This is a genomic window from Saprospira sp. CCB-QB6 (assembly GCF_028464065.1).
In the GTDB taxonomy this organism is placed as follows: Bacteria; Bacteroidota; Bacteroidia; order Chitinophagales; family Saprospiraceae; genus Saprospira.
This window is the reverse complement of sequence record NZ_CP116808.1, coordinates 1,927,856-1,947,737: the sequence shown is the minus strand read 5'-3', so window position 1 is coordinate 1,947,737 and position 19,882 is coordinate 1,927,856. Positions and strand designations below refer to the sequence as shown.

Genomic DNA, 19,882 nt, shown 5'->3' with positions numbered 1-19,882 from the left:
TATGAGTTTGCGCTTGCGCACAACTACTGCCCTAGTTTTTGGGGTCGTTATGATTGTCGGCACGCTAGCCCATCCTGTTTCGGCAGCTTTGCTTTACCTTTTGGTGGGCTTTTTATGTGTTCGAGAGCTGGGCCAATTGCTTTTAGAGCAAGATAGTCCACAAAAAATCTATAATCAATTGCGGAAGGGGCTGTTTATTTTGCTCGCTATTTTGCCCGCATTACTCCTTTTCGATGGCTATGTTTCGCCTTTTCCCTTGGTCCTAAATGGGCTCGGACATTGGTTTTTGCCACTTTATTCACTTCCTTTTCTCTTAGAATTGGCGGCTTCAAGCAAAAAACCTTTCCAAAATATAGCCTATAGCTACCTCGGCCTCTTCTATATTGGGCTGCCCACTTTCTTGCTTTGCTTTCTGTCTTTGCAAGATCCCTCGGGCCGATTTCTTATCATGGCGATTATGTTGCTGGTTTGGGCCAATGATGTTTTTGCCTATTTGACGGGCCGCAAGCTCGGAAAACGTAGAATTTCGCCCATTTTATCGCCCAATAAAACGCTCGAAGGCCTAATTGGGGGATTTACAGCGGCTTTGCTTTGGGGGCTCGCTTCTTATTTTATCTGGACCATTCTCGATTTTTCGCTCTCTACTTGGCTAATTCTGGCCGCTGAAGCCTCAATTTTTGCCTTTTGGGGCGACCTTATCGCTTCTATGCTGAAACGATCGCTTAATATTAAGGATACGGGAACAACTTTGCCTGGACATGGTGGACTGATTGATCGCTTTGATGCTTTCCTTTTTGTCTTTCCCGTGATTACGTTTACCATTATTTTTATTCTGAAAATCGCTAGATTTATTCCTTTTTAAGTGAATTTGGGGCCTCCGCTGCGGCTTCGCCTTGCGGCGCTACGTTTCGGGGCTCGCTATTCGCTCGGCCCTTCACAAAATTTCGCTGCGCTCATTTTGCTCGGTCTGGCCTTCGGCCACCCCTTCCCATCGCTAAGCCGCACAACATTTGTGGTTGCTTTGGGCTTTTCGCTTCGGCCTTTTCACCTTTTTAGCTGTTATGATATGTCAATGATACCAAAAGAAACTGCAGAACAACTGGCCCAACTCATCCGAGCTTGGAATGCCAAAGGATTTTCGCCAGCAACTAGCACGAATTATTCTTTTCGTGTTGGACCAAATAGCCTCGCTATCTCTAAATCTGGCCGAGATAAAAGCCAGTTTTCCGCTCAAGATTTTATGCTTGTGGACCTAAAAGGGAAGGCTTTAGCTCCCTTTGAAAATGAACGCTCCTCTGCGGAAACTCTACTTCATACCGTACTTTATGAAGAGAATGAAGCAATCAATGTTGTGCTCCATACACACTCTATTTATGGCACCCTACTCTCTGATTATTACTTAAAAGAGGGGCATTTGCAGCTAAGTCAGTATGAATTACTCAAAGCCTTACCCCAATTTGATACCCATGAAGTAGATTTTAAGCTGCCCATTTTTCCCAATACACAGGATATCGAGCAACTTTCTAAAGATTTTAGACAGCTCTATTTGGCGCAACCCAGGACTATTGCTTACTTGATTGCTGGGCATGGACTCTACACTTGGGGCAAAAGCATTGCTGAAGCAAAGCGACATTTGGAAGCTTTGGAGTTTTTGTTGGAAGTACATTACAAAAAATTGCTTTTGGCTCCACGCTAGTGTTCCACGTGGAACAATTGGTTTTCATTTCCACAAACTGAATTGTAGTTTTTCATTGTTCCACGTGGAACAATTTGATGCTCCACAATTTTTAGTGGAAAAAAAGAGAGCTCCACAATTATGGAGTTCTCTTTTTTTTGTCCAAAAATGGAGTGAAAACCACTTTTTTGTAAGCGCTGAGAATTTAACGGTCCTTGTCGACTACTCAGGATGATTTTTCTGTGCGATTCTCAGGTGCCAGTAAAAAAGCTGTTTTTAAGCTTTTTGCCATCAAAAAAGGCGGGACTAAATTTGGAAACATCGAAATTTATCCTGAATTTTAAACTATGACAAAAACAGAAAACATATTTAAGTCGAATTCATGCTGTTGTTGCTGCTGTCCCTGTTTTGCTCCTCGAGCATCTCAGTGCTAAAGCTATGTATGAATAAAGAGTTAAAATCTGATGTTTTACATAACTAAAGCCTTTTTGAGATGTTCTCTCAAAAAGGCTTTTTCTTTTTTCTAGAATCTAATCTTATGCAGACCAATAATTTTTCTATTTGCTGTTGTTGTTGTTCTCTTTTGCTTGGGCAAAAAGAGGTGCTAGACAATATATGTAGCTTATAGGTTTTTGTCGATCTACATTATTTGTTCAGCTCAGCTTCTTTTGCTTAAAAGAAGCTGAGCTTTTTTTTTGGTCCAGAAGGGCCGAAGGCCCTTGGCTGAGGGATGGACAGCAGTGGCCCGCAGGGCCAGACCGAGCAAAATGAGCGTAGCGAAATTTTGCGAAGGGCCGAGCGAATAGCGAGCTGCGACACAGCCCGACCCGCCCGTAGGGCGGGGCAGCCCCAAAACAATCAAAAAATAAAAAACATAGAGTTCTAATATGCCAGCAACGATTAAAAAATATCAAGAAGCGCTTGAGGCCGTGGAAGGTTTAGTGGGGCATACGCCCTTGGTGGAGCTCAAAAGTTTGAGCCCTTCTCCAAATATTCATATTTATGCCAAATTAGAATGGCATCAATTGGGGGGAAGCGTGAAGACGCGGGCCGCTTATAACATCATCAAAACGGCCATAGAGCGGGGCGAATTGGGCCAAGGAAAGCATCTTTTGGATGCCAGTAGTGGGAATACAGCCATTGCTTATGCGCATATTGCGGCGGCATTGGGGATTCCCTTAACCATTATTTTGCCTGAAAATGCCTCGGTAGAGCGGAAGCGAATTTTGAGAGCATTAGGGACAAACCTCATTTTTAGTTCTCCTTTTGGGGGGACTGATGAGGCCCAGGAAAAGGCCAAAGCGCTTGCTTTAGCCGAGCCAGATAAATATTATTATGCCGATCAGTATAGCAATCCCGCCAACTGGCAGGCGCATTATAAAGGGACCAGTCAAGAAATTTGGGAGCAAACGGCTGGAAAAATCACTCATTTTGTTACTGCATTGGGGACAACAGGGAGTTTTGTAGGCAACTCAAGAGGATTAAAAGAGAAAAATCCAAATATTCAGTTGGCTAGTTTACAACCAGATGGGGCTTTACATGGTTTGGAAGGGTGGAAGCACTTGCCAACGGCACATATTCCGCCTATTTATGATGATAGTTTGGCTCATAAGGAGTTGGCTATTGATAGTTTTCAGGCTTATGATATGTTGAGAAGGTTGGCCAAAGAAGAAGGGCTGTTGGTGAGTCCCTCTGCTGCGGCTAATGTTTTGGGTGCTTATCTCTGGGCGCAGGAACTTCCCCCTGAGCAAGAGGCGCATATTGTGACCCTTTTGCCTGATAGTGCGGACAAGTACGGGGAAGTCATCGAACAAATTTTTCCATATTAAAATCGCTTATTATGTCTTATCAATTGAGTTTAGCCCCTGAGGCAGAGCAATATATACTGCAACAACTAGAAGCAGATTTTCCGAATGAAGGCTGTGGATTCTTTTATGGAACAGAAGAAGAAGATGGCCAATTGCGGCATGTATTATTAGCTGAGGCTGTGATAAACAGTAAGGAAGGGGACCAAAGACGGCGTTTTGAAATTTCTCCTTTGGATTATATGAAGGCTGAAAGAAAGGCCTTGGAATTGGGATTAAATCTTTTGGGGATTTATCATTCTCATCCGAATCATCCCGCAATTCCCTCTATACATGATTTAAAGCAGGCTGTGCCTTATTTCTCCTATATCATTTTGTCGGTACAAAATGGAGAGGCGGCAGAGCTTAGCTCTTGGCGTTTGAATGAAGAGCGGGGCGAGTTTGAGGCGGAGGAAGTCAAGCGCAACAATTTAGAAGCAATACCTAAAAAAGAACTGATCTAATAGCATCATCAAATTAAATCAAAATATTATGGCGACACTAATCATTCCCACACCATTACGCAAATTCACAGACCAGCAGGCGAGCATCAAGGTTGATGGGGCCACAGTACAAGCTGCGGTAGATCGTTTAATTGATCTTTATCCTGCTTTAAAACAGCATTTGTTGGATCAGGAGGGGAATATTCGGGCCTTCGTTCGCATCTTTTTGGAAGATGAGGATATTCTGGCCCTAGATGGTCCTAATACAGCTGTACAAGCAGATAGCACATTGAGTATTATTCCTGCCATTGCTGGTGGGGTTGAACTTTAAACAATCAAGATGGCTAATATTGAATTTTCAAAGGCTGAGTTAGAGCGCTACAGCCGACATATTATTATTCCAGAGTTTAATATTGAAGGGCAGCGAAAGCTAAAAGCGGCTAAGGTCTTAGTTGTTGGATCTGGTGGTTTGGGCAGTCCTCTTTTACTCTATTTGGCTGCTGCAGGAGTGGGCCATATTGGCATTGTCGATTATGATCGAGTAGATGATAGCAATTTGCAGCGGCAAGTATTATTTGGGACCGAAAGTATTGGTAAACTAAAAGCTGAAGCGGCTAAAGAGCGGATACAGGCTTTAAATCCACATATTGAGGTAGCTGTTTACAATGAGTTTTTAAGTTCTGATAATGCTTTAGACATCATTAAGGACTATGATTTGGTTGCTGATGGGACCGATAATTTTCCGACTCGCTACTTAGTGAATGATGCTTGTGTGATTTTAGGCAAAACAAATGTGTATGCCTCTATCTATCGCTTTGATGGACAGGTTTCGGTCTTCAACTATAAGGATGAGGCAGGCAATTTTGGTCCTCATTATCGGGATCTTTTTCCTTCACCACCCCCTCCAGGTTTAGTGCCTTCTTGTGCCGAAGGAGGTGTTTTGGGCGTTTTGCCTGGCATTATTGGGTCTTTGCAAGCGCTTGAGGTAATTAAAGTGATTACTGGGGTAGGAGAGCCTTTGGTGGGCCGTCTCTATCTCTTTGATGCACTGACCTTTAGCCATAGAACCTTGAAGATTCGGAAAAATCCAAATACGCCAGAAATTACAGAACTAATTGATTATGAGCAGTTTTGTGGTGTTTTGGAGGCCAAGGAAGAACAGCCTGCAGCTGCAGTACCCGCTATTAGTGTACAGGAATTAAAGCAATGGCAAGAAGCGAAAACGCCTTTTGTGCTGATAGATGTGCGAGAGCCTTATGAGCAAGAAATTGTAGATATAGGGGGAATATTGATCCCCAAAGGAGAGGTAGAGCAGCATTTGGATCAAATTCCAAAAACGGGAAATGTCGTAGTACATTGTCGTTCTGGAAAGCGAAGTGCTGATGTGATTGAGTTATTGCAAGCGCAATATGGTTATACCAACTTACTCAATTTAGAGGGAGGAATTTTAGCCTATGCCAATGAAGTGGACCAAGAACTCGCCACTTATTAAAGAACTGTCTGTATGCTTTTTAGATGAGCTGGAGCCCCTTTGGGGCTCTGGCTTTTTTATGGGCATAAAAAAGCCCAACAAACAAGATGTTTGTTGGGCGAATACCCACAGCAGGGTTCGAACCTGCAACCTTCGGCTCCGGAAACCGACACTCTTCCAGTTGAGCTATGCGGGCTGTTTCTAAGGAAACAAAAATAGCTAATTTTGCAGAGACTGCCAATTTTGCCTCTATGATTTTTTCAACCACAAACGAAGTTGCCCATCAGCAAAGGCATATTTTTCTAATTGGAGATAGTTGGCAAAGCGAGGCAGAAAGATATTTTTTCTTCGTCCTTTTACGTCAAGGACCAGTTCATCTCCAAATTTTTGGACAGAGAAATCCGTTTCTTGAATAAAGGGGAGTTTGATACTAATCAAATAATATTGACCTCTTTCTTCTACCTCAAAAGGGTTTTCACTATAGAAAAACTGAGAGGGATCTTCTCCTTTATAGAGCAATTGCCCCATTTTTTCTAGTAGTTCTAAACCAAATAGTTCTTGGCCCAAATGGGGGGCTTTAAAAATAGGTAGAGGAGCAAAGCTCTCCTCAATGTCTTCCATATATTGCCTTTGGCTCTTGATATATTGGGCAAAAACTCCTGCGCCCATTTCTTCTGGCAATATTCGATTGACTATAATTCCATCCACTTGATAACCATAGAGTTGTAGGTAAGTATAAGCCCTTTTGGCTTCTTGGATGACCATACGCTCGGGATTGGCCACAATCCGAATAGAGCAAATTTTGGGATTAAGCATGATTTTTTGAACCTGCTCTAATTTTTCAAAGAGCTCTTCAAGTTCTTCAAAGCCTTTATCTAAAGGAACTCCAGAGGCTTTGCGCAAAAACTTCCCAGCAGTTTTGATAGCAAACTTAGGAACGGCTTTATTTACCCAAGATTGCATAACTTGAGGTAAAGAGAGTAAACTCAAGGTTTCTCCAGTGGGGGCGGAGTCAATAATGAGAACATCATATTTACCTTCGCGATAATGCTGCTCAATCCATAAAAAAGCAGAGGCTTCTTCCATTCCAGGCAAAACAGAAAGCTCCTCAGCTACAATATTTTTAACCCCTCGCCAGCGAAAGACCGTCAGCATGAGGTTGCGCATATTATCCCAATGTTTTTTCATGGAATAATAGACATCAAATTCCTGGGCCCATAAATTAGGGGCAACAGCTTTGGGTTCTGGAGCCAGCTCTTGGTCTAAAGCATCTGAAAGGCTGTGAGCGGGGTCTGTAGAGACCACTAATGTTCTATATCCTTGGGCGGCAGCGGCCAAAGCGGTAGCTGCAGCGCTACTCGTTTTGCCCACGCCTCCTTTTCCAGTAAAAAGTAAGATTCTCATTGATGTTGTGGTTTTCTGATTGAAAGTACAGCTTTTCTATATGCCCACAAAAAAAAACTACCCCTCCGCTAGGCGAAGAGGCAGCTACTGGCTAAAAATACAAAAAGAAACCGCAGACTTTGCGTCGAGAGCCAAGGGATTCTCTGGCTTTGCATTTTAGACAAAAAAGGGTATTTGATTAAGCATCGGCTTTTTTGCGGCCGCGTTTGCTTGTTGTTTCTTCAGCATCATCAGCTTCTGCTGTAGTTTCTTCTACATCTTCTGGTTCTTCTTGAGGATTACCAAAAAGGTGCGCTTTGATTTTTTCTTCAATTTCTAGGGCTACCTCAGGATTATCCATCATAAATTGCTTGGCAGCTTCGCGGCCTTGGGCAATTTTTGTCCCCCCATAGCCGTACCAAGCACCGCTTTTGCTCAAGATGTCAAATTCAGCGCCCATATCAACTAGTTCTCCTGTTTTAGAAACACCTTCTCCATACATGATGTCAAATTGGGCAATGCGGAAGGGAGGAGCCAATTTATTTTTGACGACCTTCACCTTAACGTGGTTACCCACTACGTTGCCCTCACGGTCTTTAATGGCTGCTCCAGAGCGACGAATATCCAAACGCTGAGAAGCGTAGAATTTCAAAGCATTACCCCCCGTTGTGGTTTCTGGGTTACCGAACATTACCCCGATTTTTTCCCGCAGCTGGTTGATGAAAATACAGCAACAATTCGTTTTACCGATGGCACTAGTCAATTTACGCATGGCTTGAGACATCAAGCGCGCTTGAAGACCCATTTTAGAATCTCCCATATCGCCTTCAATCTCTGAGCGAGGAACAAGTGCAGCTACTGAATCCACAACCAAAATATCAATGGCGCCAGAGCGAATCAAATTCTCGGCAATTTCCAAAGCTTGCTCTCCATAATCAGGCTGAGCAAATACCAATTCGTCTACATCTACCCCCAATTTTTGAGCATAATAGCGATCAAAAGCATGCTCTGCATCTACAAAAGCGGCAATACCTCCAGCCTTTTGACATTCTGCAATGGCATGAATGGCAATAGTCGTTTTACCAGAAGATTCTGGTCCATAAATCTCTACAATACGCCCTTTGGCAAAACCATTGGTGCCCAAAGCGACATCCAAACCAATTGAACCAGTAGAAATTGCTTCTACTTCTACCATAGGAGCATCGCCCAACTTCATTACACTCCCTTTACCATAGGTCTTTGTCAAGCGATCTAAGGTAGCCTGTAGGGCCTTTTTCTTGCCCTCTAGGGCTGCAGCATCTTTTTTTGTTGCCATCTTATTTTTGTATTTATAGCCAAGTGAAAATCTAAAGTATACGATAAAGTTAAGTTTTTCCAGTAAAAGCCGCAAGCCTGCCCGCAAAAACTTTTATTTCTTTTTGTTATGAACCAAATGTACAGGGCTTTTACTAGTAGTGCAACTTTTTGTTGCAATTTTTAGCTAAAAAAATAAAATAAAAAACAATTTGTGGCGAATTATAAGGCTTTTGCCCCAAATTACTACAATAAATAGCGCAGACAATATTGGGCGAGGGCCTCTTCTTTAGGGGCTGTAGCCAAATGAAAATCGTTATAGCCCATTTCAATTAGTTTTTGGGCTGTGGTTCGACCAATGACTAAAATTTCTTGATTTTCCCTTTTGGGGTAGGCTTTCAAATAGGTTTCGGCATTGAGTGGGCTGGTAAAGACCAAAATATCGGCTTGGCTATCGGCAAATTGGATTTTGGGTTGGTTGCTATAGACAATGCGCTCCTTGGCCAAAATTTCGCCTTTGAGTAGTTGCTGGATAGAGCGTTTAGATTTTTCGGCCCGAAAAAAGCAAACGCTTTTTTGGTCCAGCCATTCTTTAAAGGCTAGGGCTGTGGGGGCTGGTCGGCCAGAGCCAATAAAATCTGCGCTTAGACCAAATTCTTGAAGCACGGCCGCCGTTGCTGGTCCCAAAGCCGCTAAAAGTGGCAATTGCTCCCAAGGTTTTTTCCATTGGGATAAGGCATAGCGCAGTCCTCTGGGGCTATAAAAAAAGTAACAGTCCGTATCTTTGGGCCAACCAAAAGCAGTGGCCTGAAATTCGAGCAAAGAATAACCGATAGGCTCGGCTTTGCCCGCCAACAAGCGTCTAAAGTCGCTCTGTTCAGTTAGTTCTCTGGAAATAAAAATTTTTTGCATCTCCTTCTTTTTTGAAAGCTAAAGCTTTTTATGCCATTTTACAAGAGCAAGGCGTTTTGCCTGCGTTTGGCAGGCGGCAAAGCCGCCGCAAAGGAGCGCAGCGACGCGGCTGAGGGGCTGTAGCAGGGCCGCCGCAGGCGGCAGACCAAAGCGCTGAAAGCGCTGCAGGGCCGAGCAAACCTGCGAGCTGCGCAATGGCCCGACCCAGCCGAAGGCTGGGGCAGCCCCAAATAAACAAAATGAAAAAAAATCATGTTGAAAATTGGAATTACTGGCGGTATTGGAAGTGGAAAAAGCACCGCCGCCCGCTTTTTTGAAGCCTTAGGTGTACCGCTTTATGATGCCGATAGACGGGCGAAATGGCTGATGCAAAATGATCATAAATTGCAGCAAGATTTGATTGCCGCTTTTGGTCCCGATACTTATGATCCCGCTGGAGGGCTCAACCGCCCTTATTTGGCCGAAAAAGTATTTAAGGATAAGGCTGCTTTGGCCCAACTCAATGCCTTGGTGCATCCTGCGGTCAAGCGAGATACGCAGGCTTGGCAGGCGCAAATGCAGCAGGCTGGACATCCTTATTGTCTCAAGGAAGCCGCCCTTATTTTTGAGGCGAATTTGGCCGATCAATTTGATAAAATTATTGTGGTCACGGCTCCGCTTGAACTGCGAATTAGCCGCGTGATGGCCAGAGATAATCTGACAAAAGCCGCCGTTTTGGCCCGTATCAATAACCAATGGCCCGAAGAAGAAAAAATCAAAAGAGCCGATTATATTCTGGAAAATACTAGTTTAGAAGCTTTGCAACTGCAAGTACAAAAGCTAGATCAAGAAATTAGTAAATTGGCCCAATCTAAGCCCAAGTAGCCCATAAAATGGGAATTTTTTTAATTGGATCTCCATTATATCCTCACAACAAATTACAGAAAATATGAACAACAGTCGATTGATTATTTTTGGCGTGATTGGCTTGGTCATCGCCATTTTTACCCTCGTTTTGGTCAATAGTACCTTTCTGACCATTGACGCGGGCTATAGAGGGGTGCTCTTTCAACCCTTCGGAAAAGGAATTGACAAAGAGAAAACTTATGCCCCCGGTTTTCATGTTTTGGCTCCCTGGAACAGCATGTATATTTATGATGTGCGGGAGCAACAACTGGAGGAAAGCATGACGGTTTTGTCGAGCAATGGCCTAAATATCCAACTCGATTTGACGGTCCGAATTAACCCTTCTTTTGATAAAATTGGGCATTTGCACGAGCAATTTGGCGAAAATTATATGAATACTTTGGTCAAGCCTGAGGTGCGTTCTGCGGTGCGGACCATCATCGGCCGCTATAAGCCTGAAGAGCTTTACTCGACCAAAAGAGATGAGGTCCAAGGGCTTATCCAAACCGATTTGGAGAAAATTTTGGCCACTAATTTTATCGATTTACGAGCCGTTTTGATCCGCGATATTGAGCTGCCCGATAAGGTGCGCCGCGCCATTGAAGAAAAAATTGAGGCCGAACAAAAGGCCCTGAAGTATGAATATATTTTGGCCCAAGAACGCAAGGAAAAAGAGCGGATTCTGATCGAGGCTAGCGCCAAGGCCGAGGCCAACCAAATTCTTACTCAAAGTTTGAACGATAAGATTTTGACCGAAAAAGGGATTGAGGCTACGCTCCAATTGGCCAATTCTCCCAACACTAAGGTGATTGTGGTAGGAGGAGGCGATAAGGGCCTCCCCCTGATTTTAGGCGATAAGTAAAGGATTTTGGGGCCTGCCGCCTTTGGCGGCCGCTCCCTTTTGGGGCTCGCAGGTCTGCTCGGCCCTGCAGCGCTAAAGCGCTTTGGTCTGGCCCTTTGGGCCACCCCTACAGGCAGCTAGGCCTGCGGCGGCTTCGCCGCCTGTCCCATCCAAAAAATATGGACCATTATTTTAGGTAATTGGCCATGGCCAGTTCCAAATCGGTATTGCTCAAATGTAATTGCGCCCAGAAGCCTGCTTCTCGGGCGCCTTTTATATTATCGGCATTATCATCTACAAATAAAGTGTCTTGGGCCAAAATGCCCGCATCCTCGGCCAACCACTGATAAGTCGCTATATCTGGTTTGCGCCGCCCGATCTCATGTGAGTAATAGGCTTTTTCAAAGAGGTCATCAAAATTGAGGGCGCCATGTTGCTCTCGAATAATTTTGCGGACCTCCTCCAAATGAATCTCGTTAATATTGCTGAGCAAAAAGAGTCGGTGTCCTTTGGCCCGCAACTTTTGTAGGCTATTGATGCGCTGGGCGGGCAGATCGAGCAGCATAGCATTCCAGGCCATTTTAACTTGATCTTTGTCTATGGGGCGCTCGGCCAACTCAACAAAGCGGACCAAAAAATCATCACCTGAAATTTGGCCTCTTTCAAAACGATCGAAATGTTCCTCTTGGGCCAAAAGGCTAAAAATGCGATTAAATTCTTCCTCGCTGCCCGCTAAGCTTTTAAAACAAGCCATCGTTCGGGGAATATCAAGGTTGAGAATTACCCCGCCAAGGTCAAAAAGAATGTTTTTAGGAAAAAGCATAATATTTTGCATCGTTTTTTAGGTACTAAAAAAATTAGTTCTTACTTTTGTCTTCGCAAACTAATGAAAAAACCGAGGTTTGCGAAAAAATGGTCCTATAGCTCAGTCGGTTAGAGCAACTGACTCATAATCAGTGGGTCCTTGGTTCGAGCCCAAGTGGGACCACCCGCCTCAATGTCCTGCTGGATATTGAGGCTTTTTTTGTTTTAGGCGATAGGCAAAAAAAAAGAGAAGCCGCAAGGCTTCTCTAGACAGACAAATGAGACAACAATTAAAAGACCTACACTAAAACGATAAGAACTTCTTCTATTGAATTGAATAGAACAAAGGCGTCCAGACCTATGTTCTAGGCATAAAATTGAGCGGTGAACTTCCCTTTTCCCGCTGTTTCAAAGGTAAAACAAAAAGGAGTAATTTGAAAACTTTTGCAGCTTTTTGTTTACATTTTTTCAAACAAATAGTTGGCGTTAGCCGCTTTTATCAGCTAAAAGCTTATGAAAATCATTTGTATAGGGCGTAATTATGCCGAGCATGCAGCAGAGTTAAATAATGCTGTCCCCGAGCAGCCACTTATTTTTATGAAGCCCAGTACGGCCTTATTGAAAGACGGCAAAGCCTTTTATTATCCTGAATTTAGCCAAGACATTCACTATGAGTTAGAGTTGGTGGTCAAGATTAGCCGAACGGGCAAATCGGTAGCCCCAAAATTTGCGCATAAATATTATGAGGAAGTGGGTTTGGGGATTGATCTAACGGCTAGGGATTTACAGACTAAATGCAAAGAAAAAGGGCATCCTTGGGAAATAGCCAAGGCTTTTGATCATTCTGCTATTGTGGGGAGCTTTTTGCCCAAGGCCGAGGCCCAAGAAGCGGAGGGCCATTATTGTTTTGAGCTAAAACAAGACGGTAAAAGCGTTCAGCAGGGCGATAGCCGCAACATGATTACGGATATCGATCATTTGATTGCTTATGTCTCTAAGTTTTTCAGTTTGCAAAAGGGAGATCTTATATTTACAGGGACGCCAGCTGGCGTTGGTCCCATTGCCCAAGGTCAACAGTATAAGGGCTTTTTGAAGGGCCAAGAATTACTGAGCTGCGAAATTCGCTAGCATGTAGGCCCATTAGGTCCTAAAAATTAGGAGGGCTTTAGCCCTCATCAGGCAATTATCGCAAAGCGATAGCATTATTGCTGTGGGCCTTGGCCCACAGTATCGGCTGAGGGATGGAAAAGGGGGCGGCGCAGCCGCAGACCCAGGCGCTGCAAGCGCCGCAGGGCCGAGCAGACCTGCGAGCCCTGACACAGCCCGACCCGAGCCGATAGGCGAGGGGCAGCCCCAAAACAGAGCAATTATGGCAAGAAAAAAACTAGATATCAATATTCGGGCATGGATCGACAAACTGCCCCCTAGCCTCCGCAACAAATATGTGGTGGCCGCTATTGTCTATGGATTTTGGATGTTGCTCTTTGATCAGCATAGTATTATGAATCAATATCGGCTGAATAAAACCTTGCAGGAATTGCAGACCAAAAAGGCTTATTTTGAGACCGAAATTGAGAAAGATAGCCGCAAGAGAGAAAATCTGAGCACTGACGACCGCCACCTCGAGCAATTTGCCCGAGAAGAACACTTGATGAAAAAAGATGATGAAGATATCTTTATCATTCAAAAGAAACCTTAGGGGGAAATTGGCAGGCTAAATATAATTTTCTAAATTTGAACGGAATTCTAAGAGCGAAAAACTCGCTCGGTCTATCACTTGTTTTAAAACCCTTTTTTCATGTCGGTACTCGTTAATAAAGACTCTAAGATTGTCATTCAAGGTTTTACCGGAAAGGAAGGCTCTTTCCATGGTCAACAGATGATTGAATATGGCACCAATGTGGTTGCCGGTGTAACTCCTGGCAAAGGAGGCACAATGCATTTGGACCGCCCTGTTTTTAACACTGTAGAAGATGCAGTGAAAGAGGCCGGCGCTGATGTTTCTATCATTTTTGTACCCCCAGCTTTTGCTGCTGATGCCGTTTTGGAAGCTGCCGATGCTGGTGTAGACCTCATCGTTTGTATTACAGAGGGCATTCCCGTGCAAGACATGTTGAAGGTGAAGGCTTATGTTAAGGACAAAGGCGTGCGCCTTATTGGCCCTAACTGTCCTGGTATTATCACTCCTGCTGGTGCCAAAGTAGGTATCATGCCTGGCTTTATTCATAATCCTGGTCGTATCGGTATCGTTTCTAAGTCAGGTACACTCACTTATGAAGCTGTAGATCAAGTTACTAAAGCCGGTTTGGGCCAGTCTACTTGTATCGGTATCGGTGGTGACCCCGTTTTGGGTACGCCCATGATCGAGGCTGTTCAGTTGCTTATGGCTGATCCCGACACAGACGCTATCGTAATGATTGGCGAAATCGGAGGTCAAATGGAGGTAGAAACTGCCCGTTGGATCAAAGAACATGGTACTAAACCCGTTGTGGGCTTTATCGCTGGTAAAACAGCTCCTAAAGGCCGTAAAATGGGCCATGCTGGTGCTATCGTTGGTGGTAAAGATGATACTGCTGAAGCCAAATACGCTATTCTTCGCGAATGCGGTGTAATCACTGTTGATACTCCCGCTCAAATTGGCGAAACTATCGTTAAAGCACTAGAAGCTGTTAAAGCTTAAGAAGCATACATAATGCTTAGACTGACTAAAGGGTCACTTCTTTTTATGAGGGGTGACTCTTTTTTTATGATTCTTTTTTATTTGGGGCTGCCCCGCCCTTTGGGCGGGTCGGGCTGTGTCGTGGCTCGCAGGTCTGCTCGGCCCTGCGGCGCAAAGCGCCTTGGTCTGCGGCTTCGCCGCCCCACTTTCCATCCCTCAGCCTGCGGCCCTCTGGGCCTGCAAAACGCAGAATTAAACCAAAAAATAAATAATATGAAAACCCTTTTTTCGGCCCTTGTCCTCAGCCTATTTTTATTTTCCGCCTGCCAACCTCCAAATATCAAAGCCTATTATTTCCCCATCAAAGCCCTAGAAGAACCTTTGGTCTATGAGTATGTAGATGATAGCACAGGCCAAACGGATTATTGGCTCTATAATACTGTTTATGATCAAGCGGGCAACCAATTTTTGTTGGGGACCAACTACAACCAAAAAGGAGAGCAACAACAGTTTTTCCGCAGCCAAATCCTAGCCGATGGGGCTATCCTCAAAGATTATCGCTTCTTTCAAACCGATAGCAGCGGAAAAAGCCATAGCAGCTCGGCCAAAATTAAAGAACCCGTTCTTTACCCCTTCAAGCCCACCCAAGCAGAGGGACAAGTTTATCGCTATTGGGTCAATTTTAGCATTGCGCCAGATACCGCCCTGGTCTATGATATTGTCCGAAATAGAAGCTTGTCTAAAGAGCAACCTACTTTTAGTTGGGAGGGCCAAGAACTAGCCGCCATTCAGCTAGATGTAGAAGAGTTTTCAGAAACCCATGATTCGATCAATGGTGGCCACTGGAAAATGCAGGGCCAACGCCAAGAAATTTATGCGGAAGGCCTAGGCTTGGTCTACATCAAAAATATCTCGGATGGGGCTCGGCAACATAGCCGCCTAAAACGACGCTTGCGCAAAGAAGAGTTTGAAGCGCTTTTTAAGGACCAAAACCTTAAACACTAATTGCTGTTTGGTTAAAAAAATGGATAGACTGGAATTAGGGCTAGTCTACCAAGGTTTTACGAGCATTCATCATCTAAATACAACACAACTATGCGCCAAATGTCTGTCTATCGCCGAGCTCATTTTAATGCCGCACACCGCTTGCATAATCCAGCCTGGACCCCAGCGCAAAATGCCGAGGTTTTTGGTCTTTGCAATAATGAATATTACCATGGCCATAATTATGAGCTAGAAGTCAAGGTGACTGGGCCCGTAGATCCAGAAACGGGCTATGTAATTGACCTCAAGATTCTCAACGATATTATCAAGGAGCAGATAGAGGCCAAATTTGACCATAAGAACCTCAATTTGCAGGTCGAAGAGTTCAAAACCCTTAACCCCACGGCGGAAAATATCTGCTGGGTGATTTGGAAAATCCTCAAGGCGCATCTAGATCCCAAATTTAGAGTAGGCGTACGCCTCTATGAAACGCCTCGCAATTATGTGGAGTATGAAGAGCAAGCTTAGGCAAAATCTAAATTCTAATCAAAAGTTTTTATCTTGCTTTAAGCTGCAAAAGAAGTCGCTTTAAGAGCAAGAGCATGCGGTTTCTTTTTCTTTTCCCCAAAGCAGCCGATGCCCCATCATGCAGTCTTTGCGTTTGACGTAAAGGCCGTCCCCGATTGAAGTTACGCTCCTAGGCAGTACAGCTTCTGGAGTAAATGCCGCCTACATGCTTGTACGAACTGCTTATATTTTTACCGTTTGGCTTAGCCTTTTTATTGCCCCAAAAATAAGTTGGGCCCAGCCTTCTTTTACCCAAAATGGCGCTAGCCAGTTGGTTTCTGAAAACTGTTATCGCCTCACCTCTGATGAGGTGAATGAGGAAGTAGGGAGTATCTGGTGTGAGTATCCCATCCGTATGGAAAATGCTCTAGAGCTTCATTTTGCGGTCAATTTTGGCTGCGATCGTTATGCTGGAGAGGGGTTGGCCTTTGTTTTTCATCAGGATAAAACGGGCTTTGATGCCTTGGGCTGCTCAGGCAAGAGTTTAGGCTTTGGTAAAACAAAGGATTGCGAAGGGTTAGCCCCTTCTTTGGCTATTGAACTGGATAGCAAATATAGCCCAGGCATTGGCGATATGTATTTGCCTCATTTGGCGGTGGTCCAAAATGGACAACAAGAGTTTCCCATTGGTGCTGCTAAGCGTTTGCGCAGTAATGGCCAATCTGTAGTAGATTGTGAGTACCATGATGTAATGATTCGCTGGTCTCCTTCTAAGCAGTTGCTAGAGGTTTTTTTTGATGGCGAACTTCGCTTAAGTTTGCGTAAGGACCTCAGCCAGTTTTTTGGTATAGACCAAGATGTTTATTTTGGGTTTACGGCCAGTACAGGAAAAAAACCGAATATGCAGATGGTCTGTGTGCAGTCGGTCTCGGTTTCAGTAGATGAAGTTTTTGAGCAAAAACGCTCCTTTCAAGAAGGGGTAGGTATCTACCCCAATCCCATTCAAGAAAAGCTGACGATTGATCTTCAACTGCCAGAAGAACAGTATATCCAAATGCAGCTTTTTGATGCTACGGGCAAACTCATCTATGAAATCCCCACCCATTCGGTTCGACAAAATCAATATTACTTTAATCTGCCTGGTCTTCCTTCTGGGATCTATTATATTAGCGTGACCAATGGAGACCATCGGGTAAGCAAAAAAATTGTACACATAGCCACCATTCGGGCTTAAAATTATTAGGGGTTTATGGCGCTAATTAAAACCGTAAGAGGAAAGACGCCCAGCTGGGGCAAAAACTGTTTTTTGGCCGAAAATGCCACGCTCACAGGAGATATCGAAATGGGCGATGATTGCAGTATTTGGTTTCAGGCTGTGCTAAGAGGCGATGTGAATAGCATTCGCATTGGCAATAAGGTAAATATTCAGGATGGGGCAGTGGTGCATTGTACCTACCAAAAAACAAAAACAACAATTGGCAATTCAGTCTCTATTGGACATCGGGCTTTGGTGCACGGTTGTACTATTGGAAACAAGGTGTTGGTTGGTATGGGCGCCATTATTATGGATAATGCCGTAGTGCCCGACAATTGCCTGATTGCCGCAGGGGCCTTAATTTTAGAAAATGCCCAATTAGAATCTAATGCAGTTTATGCGGGAGTACCTGCCAAAAAAATAAAATCTCTTTCTCCAGAGCTCTTCAAAAATGAGATTGAGCGCATTGCCGAGGCTTATATGATGTATGCCTCCTGGTACGAAGAAGAGGAAAAATAGAAAAAATAAGGGCTAGATTGGCCCTTTTTTTCTTGGAGCTTGTATCGGCTGAGGGATGGAAAGTGGTGCGGCGAAGCCGCAGACCAAAGGCGCAGCATGCGCCTGCAGGGCCGAGTGATCAGCGAGCCACGACACAGCCCGACCCGACCGCAGGGAGGGGCAGCCCCAAAAAAATAACAGAAGCGAATAAAAATCATGATGAAATTATATATGCCCCTTTTGGGCTTGATGTTGCTATTTTTGGCCAGTTGTGGTGGTCCAGAAGAGCTGCCAGAAGAAGAACTAAATCTCTCTTTGGAGGATGCTGTTTTGCAGCAAATTTTTGATATTCGCGCCAAGCGAAATGCCGAGGGCAAGGCCAATACCGCAGCTCTATTGACCTATTTGGCTGTGGATAATATAGATCATCGCTATGCAGCAGCAATAGCTTTGGCATCGGTGCAAGATAGCGCAGCCATAGACCATTTAGCAGATGCTTTGCGAGCATCCAATGAGGAGCTTCGGATTGCCGCTGCTTTTGCTTTGGGCCAAACGGAAAAGGCCAAGGCGGCCGATTATTTAGCCGAGGCTTTTCAGCAAGATAGCAGCCGACAGGTACTCGCCAATATTTTGGAGGCGGTGGGGCGAGCTGGAGATGCCAAGGACCTGAAAGATCTTTGTACTTCTAGACCTTATGCGCTGCAAGATTCGCTCTTGCTCAATGGCCTAGCGTTGGGCCTTTATCGCTTTGCTTTGCGGGGCATGGTGCAGCCAGAGGGCAGCTCTCGAATGATTAACGATTATTTGGCCAATAGCCTGATGCCCAAAAAAGCCCGCTTTATTGCCGCCAATTATTTGGCCCGAGTGGCAGGTTTGGATCTTAGCCGATACGAGAATTTGTTGATCAATAATGTGCAAGAAGAAAAGGACCCCAATATGCGGATGTTTCTCGTTTTGGCCCTGGCCAAAGCTAAAACGCCAGCCGCTTTTTCGGCCCTAAAAGCCTGCTATGAGCAAGAAGAGGATTATCGGGTGCGAGCCAATATTTTAAGAGGCTTACAGCATTTTCCCTATGATTCTACTCGAAATTTAGCCTATCAGGCACTTCGAGATACCAGCCGCCAAATTCAGTTGTTGGCCGCACAGTTTTTTAGACAATATGGATTGGAGGGAGATGCTTTTAACTATGTCAAATGGGCCGATGAGCGTACCGACAGCATAGATTGGGCACTGCGGGCCGAGCTTTATGGAGCTTCTTTGGCCAAATTACCCGCCTATCGCCGCCCCTCCAAGCTTTATATTAGTAATAAATTGGCCCAGATGGTCAAAACGAGCAAAAATCCCTACGAACAGCAATTGCTTTTGCAGGCTTTGGGGCGCTATGCACTCAACCATCGCACTTTGGGCGAGTTTGCCTTCCCTGCCGATAGCCATGCCGTGGTTCCACCCATGATTAAATCTGCCGTGGCAGAAGGACTTGTTAGCATTTGTGCCTTGCCCGATTTCGATCTAGTGCATGGGGTGGTGGGCAAAGATAGAGCGCGCAGCGAATTACATCAGCTGCTCCGCAAATTGGTCCAAGATGGCGACCCCGGCGCCTTGGCGGTGGTGGCTACAGCCATTAGCACGCCTAGCCTCAAGCTCAAAGAGGCTTTTCCCGATGCTACTTTTCTTAAGGTGGCCCAAAATCAATTGCAGTTACCCAGAGATCTGGAAACCTATATGTTGCTGCAAAGAGCGATCAATTATATTGAGGGGAGCAAAACGCCAGAGCAACCTTATGCTAAGCAGAAGTTTCCCGAAATCGATTGGGCGCTTATCAAGGCATTACCCGAAAAACCCAAGGTGGAACTCACGACCAGCCGCGGAAAAATTGTGATTGAAACTTACCTCAAAGAATGTCCTGCTACCGTGATCCAATTTATTCAGTTGGTGAAGGCGGGCTACTATGATGGCAAGGCCTTCCACCGTGTGGTGCCCAATTTTGTAGCCCAAACGGGCTGCCCTAGAGGCGATGGTTGGGGCGGCCTCAATTTCAATATCGTTTCAGAATTTAGCCAAAGAAGTTACAAGCAAGCTGGAGCCGTGGGCATGGCCTCTGCGGGTAAGGATACCGAATCTGCCCAGTTTTTTATCACGCATAGCCCAGCTATCCATCTAGACGGAAAATATACCCTCTTTGGTCAGGTGGTTGAGGGCCTAGAGCAAGTTCATTTACTCGAACTAGGCGATCAAATTATTAGTGCGAAGCTATTACAATAGTTGTTTTGGGGCTGCCCCTCGCTTCGCTCGGGTCGGGCTGTTCCGGGCTCGCTGCTCGCTCGGCCCTTCAGCGCTAAAGCGCTTCGGTCTGGCCCTGCGGGCCACTGCTATCCATCCCTCAGCCTGCGCTGGCTTCGCCAGCTGTAGGACCTAAAAAAGGGCGGTT

20 protein-coding genes and 2 tRNA genes are annotated in these 19,882 nt (G+C 45.0%); 17 read left to right on the top strand and 5 right to left on the bottom strand.

Features of this window, described 5'->3' with window-relative positions; translation table 11 throughout:
• Position 1: 1 nt before the first annotated feature.
• The 6 genes from PPO43_RS07620 (at position 2) to moeB (ending at position 5,454) form a co-directional block, all read left to right on the top strand.
• On the top strand, positions 2–862 hold the full coding sequence (locus PPO43_RS07620) for a phosphatidate cytidylyltransferase (protein WP_272621209.1): 861 nt from the start codon (positions 2–4) through the stop codon (positions 860–862).
• A gap of 204 nt (positions 863–1,066) precedes the next feature.
• Positions 1,067–1,696 carry a methylthioribulose 1-phosphate dehydratase gene (mtnB, locus tag PPO43_RS07615; RefSeq protein ID WP_272621208.1) on the top strand — a complete coding sequence of 210 codons (630 nt, stop codon included), beginning with the start codon at positions 1,067–1,069 and terminating at the stop codon, positions 1,694–1,696.
• An 866-nt stretch (positions 1,697–2,562) separates the two neighbouring features.
• Positions 2,563–3,504 (top strand): PLP-dependent cysteine synthase family protein, encoded by a 942-nt coding sequence (locus PPO43_RS07610; protein ID WP_272621207.1) that lies wholly within the window; start codon positions 2,563–2,565, stop codon positions 3,502–3,504.
• Positions 3,505–3,515: 11 nt separating this feature from the next.
• Positions 3,516–3,983: a M67 family metallopeptidase gene (locus PPO43_RS07605; RefSeq protein ID WP_272621206.1), complete on the top strand. Its 468-nt coding sequence runs from the start codon at positions 3,516–3,518 to the stop codon at positions 3,981–3,983.
• 28 nt (positions 3,984–4,011) lie between these two features.
• On the top strand, positions 4,012–4,293 hold the full coding sequence (locus PPO43_RS07600) for a MoaD/ThiS family protein (RefSeq protein WP_272621205.1): 282 nt from the start codon (positions 4,012–4,014) through the stop codon (positions 4,291–4,293).
• 9 nt (positions 4,294–4,302) lie between these two features.
• Entirely contained in the window at positions 4,303–5,454 is a 1,152-nt protein-coding gene (gene moeB / locus PPO43_RS07595; protein ID WP_272621204.1) for a molybdopterin-synthase adenylyltransferase MoeB, read from the top strand.
• Positions 5,455–5,556: 102 nt separating this feature from the next.
• On the opposite strand, the gene PPO43_RS07590 is transcribed toward moeB, so the two are convergent.
• The 4 genes from PPO43_RS07590 to PPO43_RS07575 all read right to left on the bottom strand — a co-directional run bounded on the left by PPO43_RS07590 (position 5,557) and on the right by PPO43_RS07575 (position 9,021).
• Positions 5,557–5,629 (bottom strand) — tRNA-Arg (locus PPO43_RS07590).
• A gap of 53 nt (positions 5,630–5,682) precedes the next feature.
• A complete protein-coding gene (locus PPO43_RS07585) occupies positions 5,683–6,837 on the bottom strand; it encodes an ArsA family ATPase (RefSeq protein WP_272621203.1) in 1,155 nt (384 codons plus the stop codon).
• Between the two features lie 178 nt (positions 6,838–7,015).
• Positions 7,016–8,131 (bottom strand): recombinase RecA, encoded by a 1,116-nt coding sequence (gene recA, locus PPO43_RS07580; RefSeq protein WP_272621202.1) that lies wholly within the window; start codon positions 8,129–8,131, stop codon positions 7,016–7,018.
• Between the two features lie 224 nt (positions 8,132–8,355).
• Positions 8,356–9,021 (bottom strand): uroporphyrinogen-III synthase, encoded by a 666-nt coding sequence (locus PPO43_RS07575; RefSeq protein WP_272621201.1) that lies wholly within the window; start codon positions 9,019–9,021, stop codon positions 8,356–8,358.
• A gap of 252 nt (positions 9,022–9,273) precedes the next feature.
• On the opposite strand from PPO43_RS07575, the gene coaE reads away from it, so the two are divergent.
• Together coaE and PPO43_RS07565 are read left to right on the top strand one after the other, a co-directional pair.
• Positions 9,274–9,885, top strand: a complete 612-nt coding sequence (gene coaE / locus PPO43_RS07570; RefSeq protein ID WP_272621200.1) for a dephospho-CoA kinase — start codon at positions 9,274–9,276, stop codon at positions 9,883–9,885.
• A gap of 64 nt (positions 9,886–9,949) precedes the next feature.
• Complete coding sequence (locus PPO43_RS07565) at positions 9,950–10,768, top strand: prohibitin family protein (RefSeq protein ID WP_272621199.1); 819 nt, start codon at positions 9,950–9,952, stop codon at positions 10,766–10,768.
• 166 nt (positions 10,769–10,934) lie between these two features.
• On the opposite strand, the gene PPO43_RS07560 is transcribed toward PPO43_RS07565, so the two are convergent.
• Positions 10,935–11,570, bottom strand: coding sequence for an HAD family hydrolase (locus PPO43_RS07560; RefSeq protein ID WP_272621198.1), 636 nt, complete (start codon positions 11,568–11,570; stop codon positions 10,935–10,937).
• Positions 11,571–11,661: 91 nt separating this feature from the next.
• Between PPO43_RS07560 and PPO43_RS07555 the strand changes: the two genes are divergently transcribed.
• From PPO43_RS07555 to PPO43_RS07515, 9 genes are all read left to right on the top strand, one after another.
• Positions 11,662–11,735 (top strand) — tRNA-Ile (locus tag PPO43_RS07555).
• A 329-nt stretch (positions 11,736–12,064) separates the two neighbouring features.
• Complete coding sequence (locus tag PPO43_RS07550; RefSeq protein WP_272621197.1) at positions 12,065–12,679, top strand: fumarylacetoacetate hydrolase family protein; 615 nt, start codon at positions 12,065–12,067, stop codon at positions 12,677–12,679.
• A gap of 241 nt (positions 12,680–12,920) precedes the next feature.
• Positions 12,921–13,250: an FtsB family cell division protein gene (locus tag PPO43_RS07545; protein ID WP_272621196.1), complete on the top strand. Its 330-nt coding sequence runs from the start codon at positions 12,921–12,923 to the stop codon at positions 13,248–13,250.
• 99 nt (positions 13,251–13,349) lie between these two features.
• Positions 13,350–14,231, top strand: a complete 882-nt coding sequence (gene sucD, locus PPO43_RS07540; RefSeq protein WP_272621195.1) for a succinate--CoA ligase subunit alpha — start codon at positions 13,350–13,352, stop codon at positions 14,229–14,231.
• 252 nt (positions 14,232–14,483) lie between these two features.
• Positions 14,484–15,215, top strand: coding sequence for a hypothetical protein (locus tag PPO43_RS07535; RefSeq protein WP_272621194.1), 732 nt, complete (start codon positions 14,484–14,486; stop codon positions 15,213–15,215).
• Positions 15,216–15,305: 90 nt separating this feature from the next.
• Positions 15,306–15,722, top strand: a complete 417-nt coding sequence (locus PPO43_RS07530; protein ID WP_272621193.1) for a 6-pyruvoyl trahydropterin synthase family protein — start codon at positions 15,306–15,308, stop codon at positions 15,720–15,722.
• Positions 15,723–15,927: 205 nt separating this feature from the next.
• Positions 15,928–16,935: a lectin-like domain-containing protein gene (locus tag PPO43_RS07525; RefSeq protein WP_272621192.1), complete on the top strand. Its 1,008-nt coding sequence runs from the start codon at positions 15,928–15,930 to the stop codon at positions 16,933–16,935.
• Between the two features lie 15 nt (positions 16,936–16,950).
• Entirely contained in the window at positions 16,951–17,475 is a 525-nt protein-coding gene (locus tag PPO43_RS07520; protein WP_270100662.1) for a gamma carbonic anhydrase family protein, read from the top strand.
• 195 nt (positions 17,476–17,670) lie between these two features.
• Positions 17,671–19,716 carry a peptidylprolyl isomerase gene (locus tag PPO43_RS07515; RefSeq protein WP_272621190.1) on the top strand — a complete coding sequence of 682 codons (2,046 nt, stop codon included), beginning with the start codon at positions 17,671–17,673 and terminating at the stop codon, positions 19,714–19,716.
• The last annotated feature ends 166 nt before the right edge of the window (positions 19,717–19,882 follow it).